Here is a 23,301-nt window from a genome sequence, read left to right on the forward strand (position 1 = left end):
TCCCGTCCCTTTGGAAAGGCAATAAAAAAGCACCCTTTCGGATGCTTAATATTCTGTGACGCGACCATTTTCGTCTGGTTCTGGGTCTTTGAAGAACTCTTCATAACTCTTTCTAGCTTCAGGCGGTGCGTCCTTTGCAAGCCTCAGTCCGCCATATTTATCTCGATAATACCATTTAGGATTAGTTAAAAAATACGGCATCTTTCTGTCACCGCACATCTGTCTTTTCTCCATTATTCCACCTCCTCAACCATTCTTCTAAAGCCTTCCCTAACACATTAGGGCTCCCACAACGCATATTTGCATGACATTCAGCAAAAAACTCTCGTGGGTTTTCCTGTCCATAAGCAGAAAGCCAATTTTTGTAGGTTCTGTTTGTAACATTTGAATCAATCGTCCTAGCAATCTTAATGATTTCCTTCTTAATCTTTCCTGTTTCTTTAAGATATGCAGACTTCACATCGTAGTCACTTACACCTGCAATACGGCCATAAACCGCAACCGTTTCAATAGCATGCCCCAGCTCATGGCTCATTGTATAATGCAATGCTTCATTTTCACTAGCTGGCATTTTGAAATTGCTTTTAGCTTGTCTATCTACAGCCTTCTTGATTACTGCCTTGTCTTGGAATGAATTTTCATTTATAGAAATATCAATGCTCTCCCCACCTCGGAAATAATATGAAGTGACTCCATACGCTCCCCTTAAAGGTTCAGCCTTTAAATTCAAACCATGTGCTTTGACATATTCAGCAAATTTAGGGTTGCCCTGCAGCACGTCTACGACTTCTTGCTTCATCGCTACACGAATTCCTCTTGGTATAGCGGAAAAATCACAACTAACTCCAGCAACTTTAAATGCCTTCGTAATCTTGCTCTCTTGAATTATATCATGAGGAATACGACAAGTCATTATTTTGGAAAAGAACCCTTTGATGTACTTTCTCCAATCACCGCCTTTATCTACGTTCTTCGCTCCATTTTCACCTAGTAATGAAGTACGGTGTGACTTGCTAAGGCTCTTGATATATTCCATACCACCATCAAGAATTCGGTCTTTTGGTGTCTCACTCTTCAATCTGCTTGAACCCTTGAACACTGGAACCAATCGGCACATACAATTCGGATGAACTGGCAGGGATGGTACTTTATCTTTCGGGAAAATGCCTTCCCCCATGCTCCACAAATCAGCATGGGCGTACAGGTCGCAAATGTCATCGCATGGATGGCGGCTCGACAGCTTCCACTTGAAGGCGATGCAGTCGGGATCATTGGCATATTTGTACATGACCCCATCCATGTAGGCTCTCGCTTTCTCAGTGCGGGCAATTCGTTCCGCAAAGTATCGGGCTTTCTCTTGGGTGGCCACGTAAATGGCTTTATCTACCATCTCCTCATTGCCCTTTGAAATAGCGTCGATTATGCCATTGTAGGCCGCCTTGAGTCCCTGCGTGGATAATTTATCTATGTTCCTTTGCGCATCGCACAGGGCGCGTTTGAACGCGTTCCTTTGGTAGTCTTTAGACAGAGCAGGCTGCAGAAGGCGGCGAGCGTGCTTTGGTTGTACCGTCAAACCTTGATGACAGGCAAATACTTTTTTCTAACGAAGAAGATGATTAAGCCAGTCATACTGCATCAAAAAATGCCATCCCGTCATGCGCTGCGGAATGGCATTTTCTTGATTTGGTAAAAGTATTGGTAGAAGTGATAAATTTTATGCGAGTTAGGTAGAAAAAGAAAAGCCCGAAGTCATCCATAACTTCGGGCTGAATGTCTGGTGGTCCTTCCCGTCATGGGTACAAACACAATTACCTTCAAAAAGAATTATTTTTCTCTAAATATAAGAATAGCATAAAATCTCCGATTCCCCACTTGCAAAATAAAAAAAGACGTCTTGATTTAACAATGTGCTAATGTGCTAAATCAAGACGTCCTTTTTTTATTGCCATCCTATTTCTTAATCCATGCACACAAAAGCCCGCCAGAAATTGCGATCCAGAGATTCCGCTGGCGGGTCTTTACCCTAATTTTCCTTTTTGCCTCTTGCTCTAACTCGATCAAGGATTGATTTGCTCTCTCTAATGATTTCTGCGTCGCTTCGTTCACTGTCTTGGAGATTACGATTTCCTTCCTCAATCTTCTCAATTCCTCGGCCTGCTTCTTGATTGTCTCTTTCTGCTGATTCAGCAAGGTCGCTTGCTCGGTCAAGACTTTCTGCCGTTCTTGACTGTGAGCTTTCAGCGTTTGTAAGTTCGTTTTTAATTGCGTCAACTCGCTGCTGGATATCTGATACATCCCCTCGGCCCGCGAAATAGATCCAGCCGCTAGCCACAAGGAGCACGCCAGCAAGCAGATACATAATCTTTTTGCAGTCCACATTATGCCCTCCTTTATTTTATCCTTCCCACACTCTTAATCTAAATAAACAGCGTCGATTTCGCCTTTACTTTGTGCAGCTTCGACCTGCGCCTTTGCCGTGCGGTATGCAATATGCAGGAGATTGGAGCGTACGGCGACCGCTGCTACAATAGCGCGCAGGTCCTGAACCGTAACCACCGCATCATCATTGTCTGCCGTGGTCCAGCTGATGCTTGCGCCTTCTCCCTGAAGCGCCAACGCGATTATTGCTGCTGCGATGCGGTCGCGAGCTTTACTGTCGTAATCGTAGAGGTGCCCGCCATACGCAATCGGCTCAACCTCCGCATCATCGCGTTGGCGCTTCAGTTCAAAAATTTTGCGGGTGCGGATATTTTCAATCGGCTCCTCAGCCTCACCGATAGCAACACCTAAACATCCCAAATCAGCATCCGATATGCTGAGTGGGATAAATGTGCCATCCTGTCCCATGGCCTCTGCCAAATCATAGAGGTTGTTATAGATATTGTCCTTGTATGTGTATGTTTTCACTGCTTGCCTCCTTAGTTAAACACAATTTCGACTTTATATTTTTTACCCACATTAGCGGCGGTAAACATGCTTGATATATTTGACGGCACACGTTGCAAAAAGGTATAAAATCCTACTAAGTCACCTTGATATGACATTTTGCCTACTGTCAAATTAACAGTTACACCCGTTTCAAGCGGTGTGATGTTAAGGCTGATATTGCGACTACCGCTCGTAACACCATCCCCCTTAAAGGCTACATCAATCCATCCACCATAATAAGAGAGTATAACAAGAGTAACAGCTCTTCCTTCGTGTGTAACATTGCCTGTAACTTCACCATAGTAACCGCTGTTGGCATTATATCCATATTGACCACTTTTAGTTCCCATAGTCATGATAAAGGCATTATCCCCGGTATCCCCGCCGCTTCCAGCAGATTTTTTGATAAACATCATCCTGTTAAGTCCCATGGTTATCACCTCATGTCAGCTTATTAGCCTGCACGATGCTGGTCAGGCTCCCGTTGCCATCCTTAGTCATAAGGATGTTAAGTAGCAAGCCAGCACTCGTTATTGCTAGGTCGGAAGCAGTACCGATGTATTTAATCGTTCCGCCGTTGGTGATGGACAGCGCATAATCACCACCAGCAGTGATGTATGCCGTAAACACTGTTGACTGATTACTGCCCAACAGTGCTGATAACGTCGCAAGGTTAAGAGTAAACGCTCCTGTTGCATGATAGTATGCTGCTGACGTAGATGGGCTGACGGATGATGTACTGCGGTTAGGCGTAGTATACTGCTCATATCCAAGAGTTGCCAAATTAAACGTCTGCTGCGCTCCCCACACGTTTTGTCCGGATGTTTTAACATAGCCATCCAAAGACTGATGCTGCGTCAGATATCCGCTGTCATTCGATAATTGTGATACCTTAGTCGGTACATCGGATTTCTTGGCAAATTTCCCGTTCAGCTGCGTACATAGCTTTCGAATAGCCCCCAGCAGCGAGTCCTTGTAAGTGCTCATGCTAGCACCTCACTTATATAATCGTTTCATTAACAATAGCGGTAATCTCATCATCAGTCGCCAACGGAAAGTCATTGATTTTCATGTAGGCAGATAAGTCGACCACGCCGGAGAGATTATCCCATGCGTTGCCATTCCAAACTACGTTATCCCCGGCTTTGATTCCGTTAGAAGCATCAGCCGCCACAACGTTGTATACATCGCCTACAGCCTTCCCGTTAACGGGGAGCTCCGCATAGGTGTTCACGCTCCCGCGGTACTTGTAAACGGTTGTGATGTCTGCTTTTTTCGCATAAGTACGATCTATATCGGCGCTCTTTGCGTAGAGAGACAGGTCCAATTGCCCCTGAATAGCGGAAATCGTACCGTCTTCGGAAATAGTCACATTATTGCCCGCCTTGACGCCACCGATGGTGCTTGCTGTCGGTGCTGGAAGGACGTAGTTATTCGCTCCTGCTGCTACGCCTGCGAGCTTTGCTTTTTCTGCGGCAGTATAATCATTGGTAGAAAGGCCTTTCCCAGTTTCCTTCCTGACAAAAAGGCTATTCAGCTTTGCAATCAAAGCGGTCATAGCGGCAGCAAAATTGGATTTTCTCAGAATTTTATCAGTAGTAGCCATATTATTCTCCTTTTAGTAGATTATCAAAAATATCATCAATGACAGCCACGCATTCCGCATCGGTTGCATAATCTGCCACGAAATCGCCAGTATCAGCCGGAGTCAACACACCAGTTAAAACTCCTACGGCAGACAGGACTCCCGTAAGCGTTTCGTTATCACTCATCAGAAAGTCACCTCTTCTGTTAGTTTCAGCATGTGTGGTGGAATCACAGTCGCAACAAATCCATCAGGCCGGCGCAATTCGACATCATAGTAGTATGTGCCATACGCCAGATTATCTGTCTCTCTAGGAACAATGGTGATGCAATTATTAGCAGCCGCTTTTTGGATAACGATTTCCTCATCGTTTGGGGATCTTTTTACTGTAAAAAGCACCTGATCATCCGGAGTGATTTCGTAGTCAGTACCGTCTTGATTTTTAATTTGCAGTCTGAAAGTAGCAGTATCTCCTCTTGTCAGACTAATTCCATTGTTGACCACTTTCAGCACAATATCACCTCATCAGTACCATTCACTTAAATCATATTTCCGCCCATCAATTTCAAAAGAATCAGTATATTGCCAACCAGCAAGGATTCTGCTCGGGAAATAATCATGGAAATCACATGCACCGGCATATTGGGCAATCCATACGGGTACATAATCAGCTAGATCATCAAGATTCAGGCAGTCTGTGATAGTAGACAGACTTGCATAGATTCCGGCAGAATAACCCGCTGCATTGCATTCTGAAATAAAAGCACTGCAGATAGCCGTCACATCATCTCTACCCTGTCCAATGACCTCAGGGGCTTCCGCATCAAACCAAATCCCTAACGGCGGTGTACCGTACCCCAATGCATTCAACGCCTCGATCACTCGATTTGCTTCTTCTCTTGCTCGCTCGGTAGTTTGTGCGTGCGTGTAGCAATAGGCGCCCCACGGCAATCCCCTAGCCTCCGCACCGGCGATATGTTTTCCGTGCAGTTGAGTCAGGCTTCTGCCCTCGGAAATCTTCACAATCGCACCACCGACTCCTGCGGCGATGAGATGAGACCAGTTAATGTGATCATTCCAGTCACTTAAATCAGTTACCAGCATTCGTTATCCTCCTTTTTCCAACGTCCCTTTATCCAATCCCCTACGGTAAACAAAAAGGCTGCCACGTAAATAACAACCCATTCTTTTAATTTCATGTTGGACTCCTCTTTTTAATTACTGCAGCTAAATTATGGACCATAGACACGCCAGCATCGTCCAGGTTTTCCACGATGCTGAGGAGCTCAGTGGATGCCAGGTAGGCAATCACGATCTGTGCAAAATTGACATGACCCACAAGGATATCGGCTAGACCGCCAGCAATCACCAAAAACATATAAGCAAAGATTTTCCCTGCAAACTGCGTCTTCATTTCATGGCTATTGATGATACGAGCCCGATGTGCCGCTGGAATGCCTCGGATGGAATCAACCAGCGAGGGCTTTTCCACGTTGTTCTCAATCAGCCAGTGATAAGACAGGGCGATAAATTTGGCGAACAAGTCAAGAGCCACCAACACGGCGAATGCGGTAAAAAGCATGATGTGCTTCGACATGGCGATGAGTAAGATCCCCATAAGAATTTTGTAGGGCCAGCCATCCGGGATACTGCAAATCGCACGATCGGCGGAATTGTAAATTTGAATGAAGATTTCAGTCATGTTTTATCCTCCGCATCTTTCTTTTCTTCCGTTTCATCTTTGGGTGTCAGCGGCTTCGATCTGATACATTTCGCATTAGTGCAAAGTCCAGTCTTATTATCCATCTTGCGATGGCAAAGGAAACATCTTTCCATTTAAATCGCTCCTCTCTTTTCTGTGTATTCTGCAACCAGTTCTTCTCTTTCAGCTTTGAGGTCATTGTAGTAGTCCTCATCTTCTACGGCTTTTGCTTTCGCCATTTCTGTTTCGATATCGCTGATTTTTGTTGAGTATTCCGCATCAAGAGATGCGAGTGCTGCCTCGCGCTTCTCGTCCTCTGTTGGTTCGGGCCGCGGCACGTACTCCCCGTTCTTGTAAAGCAGATCATGCTGTAAGGCGTTATTATAGGTCAAAGCATCCTGCACTACATGCGTAAAGGTTGGATACTGGTTATTTGCCAGCTCTTCCAGCTCCTCTACCGTCTCCCCATGCACACCGGTGACGTAGGATGTGACACGTTCCCCGCTCTCCTCGTAAATGGAAACATACGTGAGAGCAGGGTTCGTGATAGAAATTGATTCACTCATTTTTACCCTCCTTGAAAGGAAACACTATGAAAAATCCAAACGGTTATGGCTGTGTCAAACATTTAAGCGGATCACGGAGGAATCCGTTCGCCTTTGTTGTAACAGACCACGGAAAACAGATAGTGAAGGGCTACTTTCCTACCAAAATGGACGCACTCGCCTATCAGGTTGAATACTGGAATATGCATGGCCGCACCCGTCTTTCTGAAATCACACTTGAAGAATTGTACGCCGAATGGCTGCCAGCGCACCGCCCCCTACGTTTCTGAAAGCACCGTGCGAAGCTATCAATCAGCCTATGGTCATCTCTATCCCCTCTATGGCATGCCAATCAAGGAAATCAAATACAAGCACATGCAAGCCGCCCTGGACGCCATGGGTGGCTTATCTTATGCAAGCAAAAAGAAAGTACGCAATCTCCTATCACTGCTCTGGGCATATGCAAGGCAGATGGACTACACAAGCAATGACTATACCGGCCTGCTACGTATAGGAAAGAACCGCCCTGTGAACCCACATCACGCTATCAGCCGCCGCAAAGTCAATGCCCTATGGAAGATGACAGACGTTCCCGGCATCGATATCATCCTCATACTGATCTACACCGGCCTGAGAAACGGCGAGCTCCGCGCCCTGCTGAAATCCGATGTAAACCGTCGGCAGAAATACATCCGCATACGGAAATCAAAAACCGCGGCAGGCGTGCGTATCATACCTATCCATAGCCGCATATGGCCTTTTGTAGAAGTGCGCCTATCCTGCAATGGTTCCCATCTGATAACCGACGATAGCGGCATGCCCTATACATATAGCCGTCTAGCCCGCCTTTTCACCCATGTTATGGAATTGGTGCACGGCGAAAAGCATAAGCTCCACGACACCCGCCACACCTGCGCCACGTGGCTTGATGACGCCGAGGTGAATGACAACGCCAAGAAAATGATTCTCGGGCATGCACGCAATGATGTGACGAACGGCGTCTATACCCATAAAAACTTGCGCCAGCTGCGGAAAACCATCGAGAAAATCTGATACCAACCTGTTACTAACGGCTACCTATTGCAACAAAAAAGTATCGCGGATATCGAATGATCCGTGATACTGATTTGTCCCATAGAAAGCCCACGATTTAGCCAGTTTTCGCTCTTTCTGTACAGAGCAATGCGGGGCGGCTGAGATTAGAAAATACGCGACGGAGACTGAAAATATACAGGGTGGAAACTGCGGGACTAGCACCAAAATTGGCTTCCCAGTTGCATTCCCAAAATTTTGCGGAGCCGTCACTTTAGGACAGATTTATGGCGGTAACAGGAGTGACCATTACGGAAACCTCGGGAAAATAACAGCGACAGATTTCACTAAAGACAGCTGGAATAGTATGTACATCGCTATTGGCATATAGACAGGGTGGAATTGGTGGTTCCGGTTTCACATATCCGCTTGCCCTGTCTAGGGTTTTGACAGTTGCGTTTTCGCTCAATAGCGGCGTCTGGGCTTATAACTGGTATACGCAAGATTCGAAGGTAAATATCAGCAATACAGATGCATCAAACCCCAAAGGATTTCCTTACAATTGGTTGGTTATTGGCATTGCTTAACGGCCGATAGCTACCCACTCGAAGTATTGACCTTGCTGCTCTGTACCGATCGCATAGCGAAATTGTGATTCATTTTTCCAGACAATGTGGTGACCGGTTCGGTACGCATACCTATCATTCTTGTTGCGTTCTGGGCTGCCTGTAATCGTAAAGCATGCATTAGGGAATGCAATAGGGTAGCTGACAGTGTAAGCAGGCGTGGCCCCATCGTTCTCCCAGTTCTTTCCATTGTTGTGCATTCCACCCTGTATAATTAGCGGCACCGCGCCGCTAAGCTTCACCCACCATGCATTAGCGTTTGACACATCGCCTGCAATAACCCCAACACCAGGCTCATTGATAGCCCCAATAGCCGTACGCACTTCTGCTGCCGTCGCTTTACCAAGTACGTCGCGCATGAATTTTGACAGACTGGCAAGAGATGCTGCGTTCGCTCCTGTGAAGTAAGGTAATTTATCAACTGATGGACTGAGTCCGCCTAATGCTTTTAGTGCAGTAGTTAAATCAACTTCGATATCAGCATTATCACTTCCATCAAAAGAAGCAGCCTTGCCCGTCAGACAATCTCCAATAACGTTGATGTATCTAGCCGTTTTCAGCTTAGTGGCAGATGCTGCATTTCCCGCAATGCCATTAGCATGGGATTGGGCGCTTTTGTTATGATTTGCAAGCGTATCATCTCCGGCTGCTTTGTTAGCATCAATAGCTTCTTTTAATCGGGCATCGTTAGAGAAGAGCTGACTTGCCATGTCGTTTTCCAGTTTATAATGAACCGGATCAGATGAGATTCGCTGCGGAAATCCGTCGGAATTGAAGTCAAGAGTATCATCGATTCCGTCTGTTGGTCTTGTCACATTCCCCGCCGAAGCGGGAAAATCAGTTTTCCATTTATCAAGATATTTTGCCATGTCTATTCCTCCCATTTAGTAATGGACGAACCATAGGTATATTTCCCATCAAATTGGATTTTTCCATTCCATGAAAAGCCTAGATACACATTGAGTCCCAAATGTGCCGGCTTGTAATAGATGATTGTATTCTGCATCTGTTTCAAATCCTCTGTATTTGTGGATGTAGTGTAGATATTGAAATAGTACTTGTCGTTATGTTCCTCGATGTATCCATATCCGTAGGCATTCACCACTTTCCCCAAAAAAGATACCGTGCTGGTTTGCGTACCTTGCAGCTTAACCAGCACTTTTTTGCGCCGTTGTTCATAAGTATCTTCCGGGCTAGGGTGCAGGTCCAGCACTCGTTCCCACATGGATAGTCCCCAAGTCGCTTTCTCGACGAAAAACTGATTCAGCGCATCGAGAATAGCATTACGGATGTTTTCATGCTCCCATGAACACGCCTCACATACTGCACGGAAATGAGGATCTTTTTTTAGAAAAGGCGGCAAGTACTGCGTGATATCTATTTTGTCAGATGACCTTAGTAGTCTAGTCAACCCTAGTCACCCCCATAGTGCCGGCTCTAGGCAGGTATCCTGATGGAATTCTTACATTACTGATACCACCATTGATTTTTAGTGAGTCATAGTCTGAAATAGCACCACTATTAAGCAGTACCTTGCCGACTTGGGCAATGGATACATAATCACTATCAAATCCACTATCTACCAAGTACGCATCCAGTGTATTTTTCAGCACAGACGCATAATCCTGTAAATATTCCTGATTGACCTTTACGTTAGCCGTCACGTTGATATTGAGATATGCCGGCGCCGTTACGGTCACAGTGGCACCGATGGGCCGTACCGTCTCGATATAATCAGCCACCTTTTTCTGCAGTTCCTGACTGGCTGCATTTTTATTGACGTCGGTAACAAGCACCTTGACCGTGCCATTGCCGTTCCATAGGGGAATGACTTTCACATCCCCCACACCAGCTACGGAGAGAGCCCATTCCTTATAATGCATCACATTTCCCGACGTGGCAGGCGTTCTGACATGTACCAAGTACCGTTTCAAGAGAGATTCGTCTGTTTCCTCTTCAAACCCATCGTGGGTAGCATCCTTATTGATGACTTTCGACACCCCGGGAATACTCATAGGGATCTTGTCGATGGTGTTGGCCCCCACATTACCCGAAGTGCCAGCGATCTGCGCCGTGATTTTTACATCCACGGTCCCGTTATCAGCGATGGTACATGCTGCATCAGTCGTAAAATATACATTATTGTCGGTTGAAAATACGGAGCCCTGCGGGACGATGATACCTTTGGTCCCGGTGATAGTCAGGGCCCCAATGGCTTTAACGGCCGGCTTCCTATCAATGCCGAACTCCGCGGCGCGAAGTGTCAAGTATTCACCCCATGATGTATCCGCAAAGGCAGCCTTATAGAGCTGCTCAATTTCAACTTCGCTCTTCGCAAACTCAAAGCTATTGGACGCCAACACATCATTTTCAAAGGTTCCTTCGATTTTCGACGCTTCAATCCCGCTTTGTCTTTGTAATTCCTGCAGGATTCCGTTCTGATCTCTAGCTACATACATTACGCACTCACCTCCCCATAGACCGTTGTCAGGTCAATCGTTACTGTCGCCTTTCGCCCTTCCTGTGAAAATGAAATATCATTGATGGATAGAATGTAGGGATTTACCATAAGGCATTCCGTAATCATTCGTTTCAGCTCGCTGATTCGTTCCTGTACTCCCATCACCAATCCTATAAATGGCTTGATTTCAATACCGTACTGCCACGAATAAGCAAGGTATGTATAGCGTTCTGTGGCCAATGCTTTATATACCCATATCTTGATAGCCTCGGTGCCTTCTAGCAGGATATGCTTCCCCGATTTGTCATACAGAAAACAATTCTTTTCAAAATCCCATGCGAATTCTTTAAATAACGGTAGATCCTGCGTATCAGAGGAAGCCTGAATCAAAGCCTCGCTGGCACCGACAAAAGGAAACGCTTCACTCATAGTTTCACCCCGCTATCTGCTATCCAATATAGCTGATTTCCTTCTAGATTCTTTGAACCTTCCAAAGGTATCACTAGGACGATAGTTCCCTGCTTTAGCGTATCCGTCCATGTCTCATCGTTATCAATAGGATGATTGTGGCTGGCGTATTCCGCATAACCGCCACCACCGCCACGATAGGACGTCTCGCCTACCATGTGCCTGGTATAACCGGGCATGAGGTATCTGGAGATATAAACATCTTCCTTGTGGAGCTGGATAGTGTTGACATCAATAGCGATATCGGGAGGCGGCGATCGCACGATACCCATCTGAGCCATTTGCACCTGCTCGTCTTTCCCTGCCTGGTGCATCAACCCGATCATGCGATTGGCCGACTGCTCGATAGTTGGAATTTTATCCGCCATTGGCTCCCGCCTCCTCTTTGGTCATAATGTTTTCAAATTCCAGTTCCAGTTTCATGGTGTGCATACCATTCTCAAAGATATGGCTATCACTCTTGATCCAAAACTGGCCTTTGAAATATTGCTCCTGCACGGCAATGGAATAGGGGGCTACCACCCGATAATCGCCCAGCATATCTAAGGTGCCGGTTCTATCAGGGCCTTTTAGCAACGATTCGATTTCCTGCTGCGCATTGGCTTTTGGATTAGTCTTATATACATCCTGTATCAAGCCATATTTTTTGATTTGGTCATCTTCGGATTGATAGCCGGTGGCATTCCCCTCTGCATCAGTGATCACGACCTGATTCACCATGTTTTCAATGCTTTCGGCAAACCGTTCATTCAATACATTGGTATACCCATTGGCTTCGTAGTCCTCGATGAGAGTTCCCTTTTCGACTACATCCAGCTTACTGCCATTCATCAGCAGGGCATATTTCTTCTTGGTTTGCTTCGCCGCCTCGGTATATGCCATGAGAATAATCTGATAGCCAGATTTCCTGACAGCAATGAAAGAAACGGGCGTCCCTGTAGCAAGGATATTGCCCGTTTCGATTCCCAGTTCATTACAAACCGACTCTGTGATACTTTCAGGAGTCATGTCTGTAAATTTACGTGTAGTTTTGCTTTTATTTAGGATGAACAAATTGTCATAGGCAGTGACAGAGACTTTGGACGCCTGCACGTCCCGCTCCAGATGAAATATATGCCCATGGAATCGAAGCGTGCCGTCCTCATCGTACCCATATACCGTATCGCCATTATCCAATGGATGATTAGGTAGGTTAGGATCTCGATAGTCCTGCACTACATCAAATACCAGCCGGCGGGCTGCCTGCAAACGGGACCCGGACCACTCGATGCGACTGATTAGCTGCGTGATGTCATCTACATGCTGAGTCTTTTTCCCATCACTATCAGTCGTTATGTATTCGTGTTTGACAATCATTTGATGATCAACCTGCCAATCTTATCCGCGTTATTGATAGCCAAATCTTTCAGATCATTGCTTTGGGCAATACGACGCCATTTGTTGGCCTGCCCGTAGCATTTCTTGGCCACGTCCACCACATCCTTCGCCTTTTTCAGTTTAGCTGCTAAATCTGCTTTTTTGTCTGGCGATGGTCTGTCTTTCAAGCCCGTGGTCTTATCTACCTGCTTATTGTTGTTGGCAAGTGGCGTATTCAGATCCTTGTACTCGGTGAGAGTCAAAGCGTAGTAAATATCCCGACTTCCATCCTGTTCTTTGTAATCGAATTTCATGATACCGGTCATAAGGTTGACCGGCGAATCAGTGATAATGATTCTGACAGGCTTTCTGCTTTCCTTCCACTTCCTTAGTTTTTCGACGAAAAAAGACGGTTCGAGTGCATCCCCAACTACAAAGGGGTAGTCATGTACCGAAGCTGGAAAAAAACACTGGAAAGAAATCCGTTGCGCCTGAGGCAGCCCAAAGACGAGTGCTTCGCCTACCTGCTCGACGTTGACAACCTTATTCCCCTGCCCGGTAGATACCTCGTATACACGCGGCGTAACAGGCAGCGTGACTTTTTCTGTTTCACAAGAAAGAATGATCTGCCGCTTCGAGCTGCCTCCACCTAAGATTGCGGAGGCGATATTTAACGCGGTACCAAGTGCTCCCCATGCCTTCATTACGCACCTCCGTAGTTTGCATAGCCCTGTTCGAGGGCTCTCATGATGGTATAAGCGATTTTGTCCATATCGGCTTCGTTTCGCACAACGAACGTATTTCCCGTAACCATGACAGTGTTCCCAGATGCGGTCGAATTCTGTACTTCACGAGAAATGATCTGTGCTGTTTTCCCCGCCGGATAGATCCGGCTGCCCTGCGGCAGGTCGATGAGTTCGCCACCGTGTTCATTGATTTGCGCCAAACCGCCAGAGAAATGCATATCCCCTACGGCGTCCATCGGCACGCTGTCACCGACACGCACAGTGCCATCGCTTCCAAAAGAGTAATGACTCATAGCACTGGCAGAAATCTGCGAAATTTTAGAGGAAATCGGTGCCATGACGTTTGCTTTAAACCATGCTGCTGCGCCGCTCCATGCACCCTGCACTGTGCTCCACGCATCCGTAAACGCGGATCCGATGTCAGCTCCCGTAGTCCCTGCGCTGGCGTCAATAGGATCCCAGACGGAAGCGTCATACCAGCCCGCTGCATCGCTCCACTGTCCTTTGATGGACTCGACGGCTTCCTGTCCGTGCGCCTTGAGTCCTTCCCAGACGTTATTCCACAAGTCTCCGATCACCTTCGAGCGTTCTTCCGTTGCCTGCTCCATGGTTTTAGTGATGTCGTCATAGTCCTCGTAGGTCATACCGCGAGACGCATTGTCCCGATACATGGCCGCTTCTTTCATAGACTGCAGACGGCCTGCACCAAAAGTGCCATTAGCAAGACCGTTCCCGATATAGTTGCCGAAAACGCTGCCACCCAGTCCACCAATAATCGAGCCTATCATTGCGCCAGGAACAGCACCTATGCCGCCGAAAGCACCTCCGATGGCCCCGCCGGCCAGCGCACCAGCTTTGGAACCGGCATACATGCCGGCAAGTGAGCCGCCCGCCTTTAGGGCTGCAGCACCACGTTCTTCCGGCGCTGCACGGTAGACCTCGTAAGCAGAAGTGGCAAGAGCAGCGCCCATCATGACGCGTCCGAAGATTTTTCCGTACCGGGCGGCTTTCCCTGCATCCATCTTCCCATCCGCTTTTGTACCGGGGATAGAGCCAGCTCCGCCGACGCCTGTGCCGCCAGAGCTTACCGCACCATTGACGATAACTGTGTTGGCAGACACCACCATGTCATTTAATGCACCGTTCCTGCCACCGGCAATGCCGCCAGTCTTAGGATGCAGCACACTGGAGACAGCATCGACGCCGTTCTTCGTCAACTTTGCGATCTTATAGAGCGCCCCGGCCAGCGCTCCGCCGGCTAGAACGGAGCCTACGCCATCAAGCTGCAGGAACTTGTTCTTCAGATCGACGACGAGCGTCCCGACTATATCAAATACGTCACCAAAATCCAGCCCGTCCTTGATATTTTCATTGAACCGATTTAAGAGCTTCGTACCCTCCTGCGCCAAATCGCGAAGGCCGCTAGATACGTGGCCACTCAGCAGGTTTTTCGTCAGCCCGTCCCATGCGCTGGAAAGATAGGTCAGATCGCCCGCCAAATTGTCCAGGCGAGTCTTTGCCATCTTATCCGCGGCACCGCGTGAACCGTCGATGGCTTTCGTCAGCCGTTCGAACTTGTCATCCGATTCGTTGACGATAGCCAGTAAACCGGACATGGCTTCCTGTCCGGCAAGATCAGAGGCAACTTTGCCCTGCGTGGCTTCGTCGAGGCCTTTGAACCCTTTTCGCAAATCCAGCAGAATCTTCCGGAGCGGTTTCATCTTCCCCGTTGTCGTGTCGATAGCAGAGAACCCGCCGTCGATGTGCTGGCTCAGTGTCGCCATCGCTTCTTTCACGTCTTTTGTCGGCGATACCAGGCGGGTCATCAATGCACGAAGCGACGTGCCGGCCTGCTCCCCTTTGACGCCGCTGTCTGCCATTGCGCCAATAGCGAGCGCCGTGTCCTGAATGTTATAGCCAAGAGCCCCCGCAAGCGGCGCTACATACTTGAATGTGTAACCCATCTTTCCGACATTGGTATTAGAATTGGCAGCCGCTGCAGCGAGCACGTCAGCGAATTCCCCCGCTTCATCAGCCCCCATTTTAAAAGACGTCATAGCGTCCGTTACGATGTCTGATACCGAAGCCAGGTCTTCGCCAGAGGCGGCAGCCAGATTCATGATGCCAGGAAGACCGCCGATCATTTCCTCAGTCTTCCAGCCCGCCATGCCCATATAAGTGAGCGCCTGCGCCGCCTCCGTCGTGGTGAATTTCGTTTTCGCCCCCATCTCCAAAGCGGACGCCGTGAGCTTCTGAAATTCTTCGTCTGTAGCACCGGAAATCGCCTTGACGCCGGACATGGTCTGCTCGAAGTCCATGTAGCTTTTCACAGTATTATAAATACCAAAGCCGACTCCCGCACCGCCAAGCATCTGCAGCGAAGTATTCATAAGCATGCCAGAAGCAAGCCCATCAAGACTGTTTTTCAGCTTGCCGCCCTTCTGCACCAGGTTAATAGCTACCTCTTTCGAGCGGATGCTGTTCATCTGGTTCCTGATCCGGGTAATCGCAGGCGTTGCCTTATCCGTCACGGATACTGCCGCCCGATGATTTCCCTTGATCCCAGAAAGTGCGCTGGCGGTCTTCTTGATTTCAGCCGCAGACTTGACAGCAGATGCCGCCAGTCTGCCATTGGCCGTCGTCAGCCGGTCGACCGCCGACAGCGAACCCACTACAGAAGTTTTAAACCCGGAGACGTTTTTCTTCGCGGTCTTGATGGCAGCCGTCATCTTATCCCGCATCTCGAGCGTAGCGCTCAATACATACTGGCTCATCCTATCACCTGCCTTGTCATGCCTACTGCGACCAGTTTAGCCGCCCTCTCATCCTCTGCCTCCATAGCCGCATGGCAGAAGATCTTCTCGACCGGCGACAGTGAGAAGAAATAAGAGAGAGAATGACCATGGGAAACTAAAAAGGCCGCCGTAGCAGCCTCCCAGTTCCCTTCAATCAGTTTTTTGCGTCGTCGTGAACCTTTCGCACGATGTTTTTGTTATAACCTGCACAATCAAGAATAGCCACGGCGATCCGAGTCATTTCGCCTGCATCAAACAGTTTACGCACAATATCCGTCGGTTCCACGCACCCATAGGCCTCCTGCAGCTTGGCATCCTTCAGATTCGGGGATACTACGCAGTTCAGCACGAGATACGCATCTCCATCCCCCTCCGTAGCTTTGGATTCGAGCACCATCGCTGCCGTCGGTTTCTTTACCGTGATGACGCCGATGGATGTTTCCATGTCATACTTTTCTTTCTTCGCCGCTGCTACGGCTTCTTTCATTTCGATCAGTTCTTCGATACTTACAGCCATTCTCATACCTCGCTATTCTACTGTTTCAATAAATTTCGCATCCTCAGGAGTGAATCCAAAGGGAAATTCCTTCTCGACCACTTCACCCTTCTTGAAATTCATCAGAGCAAGCTCATTAAAGAATACATTATCAATGGACACGCGTTCCTTCTGTCCATCTACGGCATCCGGATCATCCAGCAGACCCACAAGCGTAGCTCTCGGATCATGGCCATTTTTCCACTCCTCCAGATAGGCGTTAATGTTGCGGTTAATGACAGACTTGATTGTCAGCGTACCCGAACCGGTGAGGGATACGATTTTGGAGTCTTTGGAATTGCCGATCAGCACGTCCTCGCGGTCTGCCGTTACCTTACATTCAAAGGATTCAATTTCAAAGAGAAGTTCACCATCCCACCATACTTTTCCGTGGGAACCATTCCAGCGACGACGACCTCTGTATTTCACATCTTCTGCAGCTCTAGTCATTATTCATGCCTCCTACATTACATAATAAATACAATGTTCAGATCTTCCATGGCGTTGACTGGCTTCACACTGCCAGCCAGTACCACATTAGTACCTGTATTGTACTGACGAATCTGCATAGCCGTCATGGTGGATGTATCTTCCCCGTGGAGCTTAGCATAATTCGCCTGATACTGTTCATCGATATCTACCGTGTTATTGCCGTCACGGTCAAGAACATTGCCTTTGATTTCATCGAAGTATACCAGAATAGCGGTGATGAAGAGCATTTTATGGTCATAGCCATTAATGACTTTGCCCACATAGTACTTCTTGAACGTATCACGGATATCATCGGTAATCATATCGAGTGCTTCCATAATCTTGATGTATCGGAAATCTTCGCCTTTATCAGTGGTGAAGGTAGTCAGAGAATTGCATGCTCGGGCAATCTTGACTCCATCCCCATCCTGTTCATCAAAGAGAAGCAGCTGGCCTTTATCAATAAGAGAATCGATATCTTCATACTGTTCTACCTCTTCGATTTCGGTCAGCTTGAAATAGGTAGCAGAACGGTCAAGCGCAAGGCCGGCCAAAATACCGGTGATACGAGCGGTGTACTGGAGAGCAGTGTAGGTGGTATACACCGGATTTCCCTTGGAATCGGTATCAGTCTTTACCTTGATGCCGCCGGTACAGAAATTGATGATGCCTTCATGGTCCGCTGCCTGATTAGCTACCACAGCCTTGAAAGTCTTTCTCTTGTTTCCGCGTTCAGACTTGATCCAAGAAACGATATCCTGCTGCTCCTGTTCAGTACTGTTCGGATAGCAGAGATAATTCCATTTTACGCTTTCCAGTTTTGCAAGGGTACCGGCCAGTGTCTGAGTTGGTTCAGAGATGTCTGCTTTTGGCAGGGTATATACCAAAATGCGAAGCGGTGTCCCCAGCAAGCACTTTTTAATCAGATCTACGTTTTCCGCGGTCAGTCCTTCATCTGGGATGTCAGAAACATCATTGATTTTGTAGTACTTGCTGACATCAGTTTCCTCATTTTTGAGGATCATCGCCACAATGCCTCGAGCGCTGCGCTTGATAGCCGTAGTTCCCTTGGTTTTAAAATCAATCAGTACCTGTGGCAGGCCAAAAACTTCAGCTTCATTTGCCATATTGTTACTCCTTCCTTAAATTGAGCGTCAGCTCTTCCATCAGTTCAAATTCTTTCTGACTCATGTCAGCGTCCGTGAACTGTAACCGGAAAATATAATGCAGCACTTCATCATGGACAGTGGTTTCGGCTTCCGGAATGGTGATGGCTCTATCTTCTACATAAAAGACAGGGCGAATCGCCAAATCGAGAATCTGACCAATATCATAAATCTTCATCCGATCAATCCGTCCGAATAAGTCCTCATCAGGAATATACTGGATGTCAATCTCGATATTGCGGTCATGATATACGCCTTCCCCATCCACCGTTGATGTGTAGGGCTGCATTTCGACATAAAAATAAGGCGCATCCGACTTTTCAACGTTGTCAAAGTGCACCTTACAATCTGGAAATTTGTTTTTTAGTAACGCCGTAAGCGTTTTCTTGAGACTTCTATAGGTAATCATGAGAGCAAATCCTCCATGATGGTTTCTGCATCCGCCTTGAATTGCCTTTCCGTTTCCGCCAATCCTTCATGAAGCATCTTCGCACCGGGAACGAACCGCGTGCGGCCCTTCCTATCCTTCGCCCACCCGCCTCCGCGCTTTCGTATGCGGTGCCCGAATTCTACATGCCCCGCATAATGCGTATTGTTGTAAACTGTAGCAGCCCCCTTGACGGCGCGGCTCCTATGCCAGCCGTTTCGAAGCGTACCGGTATCCACCGGTGTGTTGTCCTTGACACGACCGTTCAGAAGCTCCGCCTGCTGCGCGACGAACTTGTTTCTCTTAGCCAGTGATTGATCCAAAATACTTTGCAACTTGGCATCCAGCTGGTCGAAGCCGGTGATTTCTTCGCCCATCAGGCCTCCTCCCCTTCCCGTTCTGCGTTAATTTCCTTGTGAGTAGGATAGTTCAAAGCCTTACCGGCACGAAGCAGAAACTGCTGCTCCGCTACCGTCTGAATGGCCAGAATGTCATTAGGCCGTATATCATACTGGGGGTCACAATCAATGCGGAGCTTTTGTGTCAACACATCGCCCCGATCGGACTGTTTCCCGGTCAAGCTGATTTCGTAGATGCCAAAATGACAGGGAATCTCGTGATAGATTTCATCAATCCTATAGTCGTCAGCTCCCTCTGCATCCAAAGAAGCGACTTGTCTGGACACAGTCATGCGGTCATTGTACATAAACTGTTTCAGCAACCGCTTCATTCTTACGAATTCCATGGCTGCCTACCTCCCACCTTGCGGAAACGGTTCAGCTTTGGTTTCAAGCTCTCAAAGTCTGCTTCATGGGGATTCCCAGTAGAAGATACATCAGATACCGCAAAGGTAAATTCCGTATCATTCTGCTTCAAAGATTTCAGCGGTGCTTTTTCTCCTGAAGTCTCCGCATCCATCCACTTAGTAATAAGCTCCACCGCCGTATAAATCAGGCTATCAGGGAAATCCTCTCGGTGGCAGTAATCCATCACATCCACTACAAACTTCTCCACGTACATTCGGAGCTTTGTATCGTTGATGATAGGCGATTCCTCTACCATACCGTTATAATCCCCTTTGACCTCCATGATTTTGTCATAAATGGCCGCATCGGCTTCCTCTTGAGAAATATATTTCATCGCATCACCTACATTCTAGGGTATCAAAAAAGCACCTGCAACTCGCAAGTGCTTTTGCTTACCAATCTATATCTGGCAAAATATCTTTAAAAGGCCTGCCCATAATCTTAAAGTTTGCCAATGCCTCATCAATAGAAGAATATCGGTAGTCATCATCAGTATCTGCACGTCCACAAGTATATTCGGTAGGATCATTGTAAACTCCTGTTTTGGAGTCAAACACTTCACCAATGAAATACCAATGTCCTTTATAAGAAAATGTTAAATCCTGTGCAGCATCTAAATACTCAATAAGCTCTCTGCGTGTCAATGATCTCACCTCAGATTCCTACCAACTTCTTTTCTATCAACTCGCAAGTGCTTTTGGTTTAAAATATCACTGTATCCCAAATTTCCTTGTCAAATTGAGGAATTGCTTGCTTCGTTTTTATCGCACGCCAAAGTTTCTTCGCTGCTAATTTATACTCACTTGCAACAGGGTGTACAGGATCCAATAACGTAACACGCTCAAGAGAATGCTGTCCGAATACTTTTAAGTATTCCGTCTTTGCACGAGTTAAATCCGCCATTGCTATATCAAGATTCGTCCCGAATGCGTCTGCAGGCATATTAATCCCCCCATTTATGCCATTAATATCAGACCAGCATGTTCGCCAGCACTTTTCAACAAGTGTTTTTTAGGGTTACATCGCATCCCAATCCAAATCTGGTAAAAGACTTCTGAATGGCTGTCCATCAAGGAATGTAGCATTCATAAAGGCCTCAAAATCAGGAAAATCCCAACATTCCTCATCTTTCAATGTATCATATACGCAAATATAGTATCTTAAATCACCCGGATCGTGCTCAACAGAATATCTAATTCCTTTATACCAAAATGAATTATTATACAGTGTCCAATTTTCCATCCCATCACGTAGTTGCTTTTCGCTTAACTGCAGCTTCAATCTCATTTTTCATCCACTCTCTTTCCCTATCGCCAAGCTCTTTCCCTTTATCAGGGCTTCCCGCCCATTTACCGGAAGGTTTCTTCTTCCATTGCCAAATATGCATATGCTCTCCGACTTCGCCAAAGGGATGTTTTTTGGAATTTCCATGTGGCCCGCAATGAATCTGTACTGCCATAAAACCATTGCTATCATAAAAATCAAAATCGTATTGTAAGTCATTTCTGTTAGATTGGTGCATTACTACGCTATTAGGTAATCCTCTACTTGGAGTCTGCTGATGAGCACTTTGTGCATATTTGGTAGCAATAATCGTCCCATCTTTTCGAGTAGGCCATTTACCCTCGCCTGTTGGTACAAGCCTTGGTTCTATATAAGTATTATACCACGACTCATAGGTCATATTCTTTGGAACATGAATGGTTTTCTTTTCGTAATTCCTAGCTGTTCGAGTTCCATCTTCGTTATAGACGTCTCGCAAACTACCAGCGATAGTGCTACGACAATTCGGATGCAACGGTGGTGCATTTTCACCAGGGCGGTATTCATCAATGGAATAGACGTGACCGTCATGTGACCGGCATATAGCAGAAGTACGCCTGTCTAATGTAGCAATGAAACGGTAGTATTTCATGCCGGACTCTTTGATACTGTCAGCGGCTGCACGATTCTGAACATAGTTCATTTCCGTCCGTACTAGCCTTCTCGCATTGGAGAGACCGGCATGCATTTTGTCTTCTACCATTTTTGCCATCTGAGGGACGGACAGCCCGCGGTGCAGCCCATTCGACACGACTGTGCGAAGGGCCGTGCCGAGCTGCTGGTCATTCTTCCAGATACGCTGACTATAGGACTTTCCGCTCCACGGAGCAGCGGCGATTTTTTGTGCCGTATCGTCATCAATAGCGACATTCGCCTTCATGATTCCCGTCCGTTCTGCCACGTCATAAATGCCGTGGTAGAAACGATCCTTATAGGCATCCATCAGAAAGTCCGTCATGCGGTCTTCTGTCTTGCGTCCCAGCCGGTCAAGAGCCTTCAGCGTTTCTGCATAGAGCTTATCCAGACGCGAAATGCGGCTTCGCATAGCGAGGGTGTTCAGTTCCTCCGACAGAACGCTGCCGTTCTCGATCCCCTGCAGGTATTCTTCCATGCTCATCCGCCAGACGCGATATTCATCGCCCGTCAACAGTCTGTGCGCTTCTGCCATAGATAGTTTGTTATCTTTCGCGAAGCACCCATACAGAGCAGCGATGTCCCTTTGGATGTCAGCCAGAGCCTGCTCATAATACGCCGCCAGATCGCGCTCTACGGTAGTCTGGCAACGATTGTGCCAGGCTTCTTCATAGGCTGCGGCCCTGGCGGCCCAGTATGCTTCATTCTCTGACTGCTTATCCATCATTAGCCAACCTTATGCTTCAGGGCTACCATGCGGATAGCTTTGGATTCATATACACGATTCCAATTGGTGGCATCCGCCAGTTCTGCGCGAGTTGGGGATTCCGGATTGGTCCTCCTCTTGTTGGTCCATGCTACTCCCCGTGGATGCATGATAAAGCAACGGCGGTTATAGAGCATGTCTACGCCAGCGCCGTCATCCGGGTCACGTTTGGTTTCGGTCTGCACGAAACGAACCGGAGAACCTTCGCCGTAAGCAATAGCACCGGTACCAAAGAAATAGGTGGTGTATACGCCAGCAGATACTGGGCATCCATCATCTACAATGACACGGCGGCCCTGGTATGTATCAAATTCCACATTGGTAGAATCTCTTTCGGTAGCAATGAGGTTCTTTTTCTTCAGGTATGCTTTGGTAGCAGAATGCATCACCACAGCGGAAAGCTGATCCTGTGCATCGCCCATGAGCTGGAGGGTATCGATGACTGCAGAGGCAGAAATGTTGGCAGCTTCCCCTTCCAGTGCAGAAATATCCAGAATATGGTCTTTCATGGAAGTAGAAGCGAATACGCCAGCAAGGATATTGATGAGTTCCTTCTGGTACTGTCTAGCCCAATAGCCTGCTACCAGATCGCCAATAGCGGCCATCGGGTCCTTACCAGCCAGTGCGGCAGACAGATTGGAAGCACTCCATTTCTGTCTGCGCATGATGGTAGTGGATACATCTTTCTTGGATGTGATTTTCTGTGCTTCGATAGTCTGCCCTTCTACGATGTTGTCAGCGTCTCCCTGCAGATCTTCGAAGAATGGCATGTTGTGAGTACGTGCTGCTTCGCTCGCCAGGGCATCGAATGCCGGGCTTCTAGTAATAATACCGGAATTGAAAAATGCAGATTTCTCCATGGTTTTCTGCACTACGTATGGATTAAACAGTTCCGGGACGATGATATCGGAAATAGTAGTTCCTGCCATT

35 protein-coding genes are annotated in these 23,301 nt (G+C 47.4%); 2 read left to right on the forward strand and 33 right to left on the reverse strand.

The window, feature by feature from the left end:
- Positions 1-45: 45 nt before the first annotated feature.
- The 13 genes from ACGG9R_RS06605 to ACGG9R_RS06665 form a co-directional block, all read right to left on the reverse strand.
- A complete protein-coding gene (locus tag ACGG9R_RS06605; protein ID WP_390152993.1) occupies positions 46-234 on the reverse strand; it encodes a hypothetical protein in 189 nt (62 codons plus the stop codon).
- Complete coding sequence (locus tag ACGG9R_RS06610) at positions 209-1,573, reverse strand: hypothetical protein (RefSeq protein ID WP_390152995.1); 1,365 nt, start codon at positions 1,571-1,573, stop codon at positions 209-211. Before ACGG9R_RS06610 ends, ACGG9R_RS06605 begins: the two co-directional genes overlap by 26 nt.
- A gap of 377 nt (positions 1,574-1,950) precedes the next feature.
- Positions 1,951-2,379, reverse strand: coding sequence for a hypothetical protein (locus ACGG9R_RS06615; RefSeq protein ID WP_390152998.1), 429 nt, complete (start codon positions 2,377-2,379; stop codon positions 1,951-1,953).
- 33 nt (positions 2,380-2,412) lie between these two features.
- Complete coding sequence (locus ACGG9R_RS06620) at positions 2,413-2,907, reverse strand: DUF4376 domain-containing protein (RefSeq protein WP_390153001.1); 495 nt, start codon at positions 2,905-2,907, stop codon at positions 2,413-2,415.
- Between the two features lie 11 nt (positions 2,908-2,918).
- Complete coding sequence (locus ACGG9R_RS06625; protein WP_390153004.1) at positions 2,919-3,359, reverse strand: hypothetical protein; 441 nt, start codon at positions 3,357-3,359, stop codon at positions 2,919-2,921.
- A gap of 10 nt (positions 3,360-3,369) precedes the next feature.
- A complete protein-coding gene (locus ACGG9R_RS06630; RefSeq protein WP_390153006.1) occupies positions 3,370-3,915 on the reverse strand; it encodes a hypothetical protein in 546 nt (181 codons plus the stop codon).
- A gap of 13 nt (positions 3,916-3,928) precedes the next feature.
- A complete protein-coding gene (locus ACGG9R_RS06635) occupies positions 3,929-4,534 on the reverse strand; it encodes a head fiber protein (protein WP_390153009.1) in 606 nt (201 codons plus the stop codon).
- A 1-nt stretch (position 4,535) separates the two neighbouring features.
- Positions 4,536-4,700, reverse strand: a complete 165-nt coding sequence (locus tag ACGG9R_RS06640) for a hypothetical protein (RefSeq protein WP_390153012.1) — start codon at positions 4,698-4,700, stop codon at positions 4,536-4,538.
- On the reverse strand, positions 4,700-5,026 hold the full coding sequence (locus ACGG9R_RS06645; RefSeq protein WP_322350599.1) for a hypothetical protein: 327 nt from the start codon (positions 5,024-5,026) through the stop codon (positions 4,700-4,702). The genes ACGG9R_RS06640 and ACGG9R_RS06645 overlap by 1 nt, the downstream gene beginning before the upstream one ends.
- Before the next feature lie 12 nt (positions 5,027-5,038).
- Positions 5,039-5,617 (reverse strand): GH25 family lysozyme, encoded by a 579-nt coding sequence (locus tag ACGG9R_RS06650; protein ID WP_390153016.1) that lies wholly within the window; start codon positions 5,615-5,617, stop codon positions 5,039-5,041.
- Positions 5,618-5,708: 91 nt separating this feature from the next.
- Positions 5,709-6,215 (reverse strand): phage holin family protein, encoded by a 507-nt coding sequence (locus ACGG9R_RS06655; RefSeq protein WP_390153019.1) that lies wholly within the window; start codon positions 6,213-6,215, stop codon positions 5,709-5,711.
- Positions 6,212-6,349 (reverse strand): hypothetical protein, encoded by a 138-nt coding sequence (locus tag ACGG9R_RS06660; protein WP_390153022.1) that lies wholly within the window; start codon positions 6,347-6,349, stop codon positions 6,212-6,214. The genes ACGG9R_RS06655 and ACGG9R_RS06660 overlap by 4 nt, the downstream gene beginning before the upstream one ends.
- Positions 6,350-6,781 carry a hypothetical protein gene (locus ACGG9R_RS06665; protein ID WP_390153025.1) on the reverse strand — a complete coding sequence of 144 codons (432 nt, stop codon included), beginning with the start codon at positions 6,779-6,781 and terminating at the stop codon, positions 6,350-6,352.
- A 26-nt stretch (positions 6,782-6,807) separates the two neighbouring features.
- Between ACGG9R_RS06665 and ACGG9R_RS06670 the strand changes: the two genes are divergently transcribed.
- Together ACGG9R_RS06670 and ACGG9R_RS06675 are read left to right on the forward strand one after the other, a co-directional pair.
- Entirely contained in the window at positions 6,808-7,050 is a 243-nt protein-coding gene (locus tag ACGG9R_RS06670; protein ID WP_390153028.1) for a hypothetical protein, read from the forward strand.
- A gap of 55 nt (positions 7,051-7,105) precedes the next feature.
- Positions 7,106-7,813, forward strand: coding sequence for a tyrosine-type recombinase/integrase (locus ACGG9R_RS06675; RefSeq protein WP_390153031.1), 708 nt, complete (start codon positions 7,106-7,108; stop codon positions 7,811-7,813).
- A 562-nt stretch (positions 7,814-8,375) separates the two neighbouring features.
- On the opposite strand, the gene ACGG9R_RS06680 is transcribed toward ACGG9R_RS06675, so the two are convergent.
- From ACGG9R_RS06680 to ACGG9R_RS06775, 20 genes are all read right to left on the reverse strand, one after another.
- Positions 8,376-9,287 (reverse strand): hypothetical protein, encoded by a 912-nt coding sequence (locus ACGG9R_RS06680; RefSeq protein ID WP_390153034.1) that lies wholly within the window; start codon positions 9,285-9,287, stop codon positions 8,376-8,378.
- A gap of 2 nt (positions 9,288-9,289) precedes the next feature.
- Positions 9,290-9,781 (reverse strand): putative phage tail protein, encoded by a 492-nt coding sequence (locus ACGG9R_RS06685; RefSeq protein ID WP_390153037.1) that lies wholly within the window; start codon positions 9,779-9,781, stop codon positions 9,290-9,292.
- 40 nt (positions 9,782-9,821) lie between these two features.
- A complete protein-coding gene (locus ACGG9R_RS06690) occupies positions 9,822-10,877 on the reverse strand; it encodes a baseplate J/gp47 family protein (protein WP_390153040.1) in 1,056 nt (351 codons plus the stop codon).
- Complete coding sequence (locus ACGG9R_RS06695; RefSeq protein ID WP_303229504.1) at positions 10,877-11,308, reverse strand: DUF2634 domain-containing protein; 432 nt, start codon at positions 11,306-11,308, stop codon at positions 10,877-10,879. The genes ACGG9R_RS06690 and ACGG9R_RS06695 overlap by 1 nt, the downstream gene beginning before the upstream one ends.
- Positions 11,305-11,715 (reverse strand): DUF2577 family protein, encoded by a 411-nt coding sequence (locus ACGG9R_RS06700; RefSeq protein WP_390153044.1) that lies wholly within the window; start codon positions 11,713-11,715, stop codon positions 11,305-11,307. The genes ACGG9R_RS06695 and ACGG9R_RS06700 overlap by 4 nt, the downstream gene beginning before the upstream one ends.
- A complete protein-coding gene (locus ACGG9R_RS06705) occupies positions 11,705-12,703 on the reverse strand; it encodes a hypothetical protein (protein WP_390153047.1) in 999 nt (332 codons plus the stop codon). The genes ACGG9R_RS06700 and ACGG9R_RS06705 overlap by 11 nt, the downstream gene beginning before the upstream one ends.
- Positions 12,700-13,407, reverse strand: a complete 708-nt coding sequence (locus tag ACGG9R_RS06710; RefSeq protein ID WP_390153050.1) for a hypothetical protein — start codon at positions 13,405-13,407, stop codon at positions 12,700-12,702. Before ACGG9R_RS06710 ends, ACGG9R_RS06705 begins: the two co-directional genes overlap by 4 nt.
- Positions 13,407-16,223 carry a phage tail tape measure protein gene (locus ACGG9R_RS06715; protein ID WP_390153053.1) on the reverse strand — a complete coding sequence of 939 codons (2,817 nt, stop codon included), beginning with the start codon at positions 16,221-16,223 and terminating at the stop codon, positions 13,407-13,409. Before ACGG9R_RS06715 ends, ACGG9R_RS06710 begins: the two co-directional genes overlap by 1 nt.
- Before the next feature lie 175 nt (positions 16,224-16,398).
- Complete coding sequence (locus tag ACGG9R_RS06720; RefSeq protein WP_322352261.1) at positions 16,399-16,761, reverse strand: hypothetical protein; 363 nt, start codon at positions 16,759-16,761, stop codon at positions 16,399-16,401.
- Between the two features lie 12 nt (positions 16,762-16,773).
- Entirely contained in the window at positions 16,774-17,229 is a 456-nt protein-coding gene (locus tag ACGG9R_RS06725) for a phage tail tube protein (RefSeq protein WP_390153056.1), read from the reverse strand.
- Positions 17,230-17,246: 17 nt separating this feature from the next.
- Complete coding sequence (locus ACGG9R_RS06730; RefSeq protein WP_390153059.1) at positions 17,247-18,377, reverse strand: phage tail sheath subtilisin-like domain-containing protein; 1,131 nt, start codon at positions 18,375-18,377, stop codon at positions 17,247-17,249.
- 4 nt (positions 18,378-18,381) lie between these two features.
- Positions 18,382-18,825 (reverse strand): DUF6838 family protein, encoded by a 444-nt coding sequence (locus tag ACGG9R_RS06735; RefSeq protein WP_390153062.1) that lies wholly within the window; start codon positions 18,823-18,825, stop codon positions 18,382-18,384.
- Positions 18,822-19,220, reverse strand: a complete 399-nt coding sequence (locus tag ACGG9R_RS06740; RefSeq protein WP_390153065.1) for an HK97 gp10 family phage protein — start codon at positions 19,218-19,220, stop codon at positions 18,822-18,824. Before ACGG9R_RS06740 ends, ACGG9R_RS06735 begins: the two co-directional genes overlap by 4 nt.
- Entirely contained in the window at positions 19,220-19,588 is a 369-nt protein-coding gene (locus ACGG9R_RS06745) for a hypothetical protein (RefSeq protein ID WP_390153068.1), read from the reverse strand. Before ACGG9R_RS06745 ends, ACGG9R_RS06740 begins: the two co-directional genes overlap by 1 nt.
- Positions 19,576-19,983, reverse strand: a complete 408-nt coding sequence (locus ACGG9R_RS06750; protein WP_390153071.1) for a hypothetical protein — start codon at positions 19,981-19,983, stop codon at positions 19,576-19,578. Before ACGG9R_RS06750 ends, ACGG9R_RS06745 begins: the two co-directional genes overlap by 13 nt.
- A 58-nt stretch (positions 19,984-20,041) precedes the next feature.
- Positions 20,042-20,293, reverse strand: coding sequence for a hypothetical protein (locus tag ACGG9R_RS06755; protein ID WP_390153073.1), 252 nt, complete (start codon positions 20,291-20,293; stop codon positions 20,042-20,044).
- A 58-nt stretch (positions 20,294-20,351) separates the two neighbouring features.
- Entirely contained in the window at positions 20,352-20,591 is a 240-nt protein-coding gene (locus ACGG9R_RS06760) for a hypothetical protein (protein WP_303229521.1), read from the reverse strand.
- A 75-nt stretch (positions 20,592-20,666) separates the two neighbouring features.
- Complete coding sequence (locus tag ACGG9R_RS06765) at positions 20,667-20,891, reverse strand: hypothetical protein (RefSeq protein ID WP_390153076.1); 225 nt, start codon at positions 20,889-20,891, stop codon at positions 20,667-20,669.
- A gap of 4 nt (positions 20,892-20,895) precedes the next feature.
- On the reverse strand, positions 20,896-22,332 hold the full coding sequence (locus ACGG9R_RS06770) for a minor capsid protein (protein ID WP_390153079.1): 1,437 nt from the start codon (positions 22,330-22,332) through the stop codon (positions 20,896-20,898).
- Positions 22,332-23,300: a major capsid protein gene (locus ACGG9R_RS06775; RefSeq protein ID WP_390153082.1), complete on the reverse strand. Its 969-nt coding sequence runs from the start codon at positions 23,298-23,300 to the stop codon at positions 22,332-22,334. Before ACGG9R_RS06775 ends, ACGG9R_RS06770 begins: the two co-directional genes overlap by 1 nt.
- Position 23,301: the final 1 nt, after the last annotated feature.

Origin of the sequence: Dialister sp. i34-0019-2H8 (assembly GCF_042846925.1) — a bacterium.
In the GTDB taxonomy this organism is placed as follows: Bacteria; Bacillota; Negativicutes; order Veillonellales; family Dialisteraceae; genus Dialister.

What these genes read in the sequence shown, in the direction of transcription:
- ACGG9R_RS06605 (WP_390152993.1), bottom strand. Translation starts at nt 234, where the DNA reads ATGGAGAAAAGACAGATGTGCGGTGACAGAAAGATGCCGTATTTTTTA.
- ACGG9R_RS06615 (WP_390152998.1), bottom strand. Translation starts at nt 2,379, where the DNA reads ATGTGGACTGCAAAAAGATTATGTATCTGCTTGCTGGCGTGCTCCTTG.
- ACGG9R_RS06625 (WP_390153004.1), bottom strand. Translation starts at nt 3,359, where the DNA reads ATGGGACTTAACAGGATGATGTTTATCAAAAAATCTGCTGGAAGCGGC.
- ACGG9R_RS06630 (WP_390153006.1), bottom strand. Translation starts at nt 3,915, where the DNA reads ATGAGCACTTACAAGGACTCGCTGCTGGGGGCTATTCGAAAGCTATGT.
- ACGG9R_RS06635 (WP_390153009.1), bottom strand. Translation starts at nt 4,534, where the DNA reads ATGGCTACTACTGATAAAATTCTGAGAAAATCCAATTTTGCTGCCGCT.
- ACGG9R_RS06640 (WP_390153012.1), bottom strand. Translation starts at nt 4,700, where the DNA reads ATGAGTGATAACGAAACGCTTACGGGAGTCCTGTCTGCCGTAGGAGTT.
- ACGG9R_RS06650 (WP_390153016.1), bottom strand. Translation starts at nt 5,617, where the DNA reads ATGCTGGTAACTGATTTAAGTGACTGGAATGATCACATTAACTGGTCT.
- ACGG9R_RS06655 (WP_390153019.1), bottom strand. Translation starts at nt 6,215, where the DNA reads ATGACTGAAATCTTCATTCAAATTTACAATTCCGCCGATCGTGCGATT.
- ACGG9R_RS06660 (WP_390153022.1), bottom strand. Translation starts at nt 6,349, where the DNA reads ATGGAAAGATGTTTCCTTTGCCATCGCAAGATGGATAATAAGACTGGA.
- ACGG9R_RS06665 (WP_390153025.1), bottom strand. Translation starts at nt 6,781, where the DNA reads ATGAGTGAATCAATTTCTATCACGAACCCTGCTCTCACGTATGTTTCC.
- ACGG9R_RS06670 (WP_390153028.1), top strand. Translation starts at nt 6,808, where the DNA reads ATGAAAAATCCAAACGGTTATGGCTGTGTCAAACATTTAAGCGGATCA.
- ACGG9R_RS06675 (WP_390153031.1), top strand. Translation starts at nt 7,106, where the DNA reads ATGCCAATCAAGGAAATCAAATACAAGCACATGCAAGCCGCCCTGGAC.
- ACGG9R_RS06680 (WP_390153034.1), bottom strand. Translation starts at nt 9,287, where the DNA reads ATGGCAAAATATCTTGATAAATGGAAAACTGATTTTCCCGCTTCGGCG.
- ACGG9R_RS06690 (WP_390153040.1), bottom strand. Translation starts at nt 10,877, where the DNA reads ATGTATGTAGCTAGAGATCAGAACGGAATCCTGCAGGAATTACAAAGA.
- ACGG9R_RS06695 (WP_303229504.1), bottom strand. Translation starts at nt 11,308, where the DNA reads ATGAGTGAAGCGTTTCCTTTTGTCGGTGCCAGCGAGGCTTTGATTCAG.
- ACGG9R_RS06700 (WP_390153044.1), bottom strand. Translation starts at nt 11,715, where the DNA reads ATGGCGGATAAAATTCCAACTATCGAGCAGTCGGCCAATCGCATGATC.
- ACGG9R_RS06705 (WP_390153047.1), bottom strand. Translation starts at nt 12,703, where the DNA reads ATGATTGTCAAACACGAATACATAACGACTGATAGTGATGGGAAAAAG.
- ACGG9R_RS06710 (WP_390153050.1), bottom strand. Translation starts at nt 13,407, where the DNA reads ATGAAGGCATGGGGAGCACTTGGTACCGCGTTAAATATCGCCTCCGCA.
- ACGG9R_RS06715 (WP_390153053.1), bottom strand. Translation starts at nt 16,223, where the DNA reads ATGAGCCAGTATGTATTGAGCGCTACGCTCGAGATGCGGGATAAGATG.
- ACGG9R_RS06720 (WP_322352261.1), bottom strand. Translation starts at nt 16,761, where the DNA reads ATGGCTGTAAGTATCGAAGAACTGATCGAAATGAAAGAAGCCGTAGCA.
- ACGG9R_RS06725 (WP_390153056.1), bottom strand. Translation starts at nt 17,229, where the DNA reads ATGACTAGAGCTGCAGAAGATGTGAAATACAGAGGTCGTCGTCGCTGG.
- ACGG9R_RS06730 (WP_390153059.1), bottom strand. Translation starts at nt 18,377, where the DNA reads ATGGCAAATGAAGCTGAAGTTTTTGGCCTGCCACAGGTACTGATTGAT.
- ACGG9R_RS06735 (WP_390153062.1), bottom strand. Translation starts at nt 18,825, where the DNA reads ATGATTACCTATAGAAGTCTCAAGAAAACGCTTACGGCGTTACTAAAA.
- ACGG9R_RS06740 (WP_390153065.1), bottom strand. Translation starts at nt 19,220, where the DNA reads ATGGGCGAAGAAATCACCGGCTTCGACCAGCTGGATGCCAAGTTGCAA.
- ACGG9R_RS06745 (WP_390153068.1), bottom strand. Translation starts at nt 19,588, where the DNA reads ATGGAATTCGTAAGAATGAAGCGGTTGCTGAAACAGTTTATGTACAAT.
- ACGG9R_RS06750 (WP_390153071.1), bottom strand. Translation starts at nt 19,983, where the DNA reads ATGAAATATATTTCTCAAGAGGAAGCCGATGCGGCCATTTATGACAAA.
- ACGG9R_RS06760 (WP_303229521.1), bottom strand. Translation starts at nt 20,591, where the DNA reads ATGCCTGCAGACGCATTCGGGACGAATCTTGATATAGCAATGGCGGAT.
- ACGG9R_RS06765 (WP_390153076.1), bottom strand. Translation starts at nt 20,891, where the DNA reads ATGGAAAATTGGACACTGTATAATAATTCATTTTGGTATAAAGGAATT.
- ACGG9R_RS06770 (WP_390153079.1), bottom strand. Translation starts at nt 22,332, where the DNA reads ATGATGGATAAGCAGTCAGAGAATGAAGCATACTGGGCCGCCAGGGCC.
- ACGG9R_RS06775 (WP_390153082.1), bottom strand. Translation starts at nt 23,300, where the DNA reads ATGGCAGGAACTACTATTTCCGATATCATCGTCCCGGAACTGTTTAAT.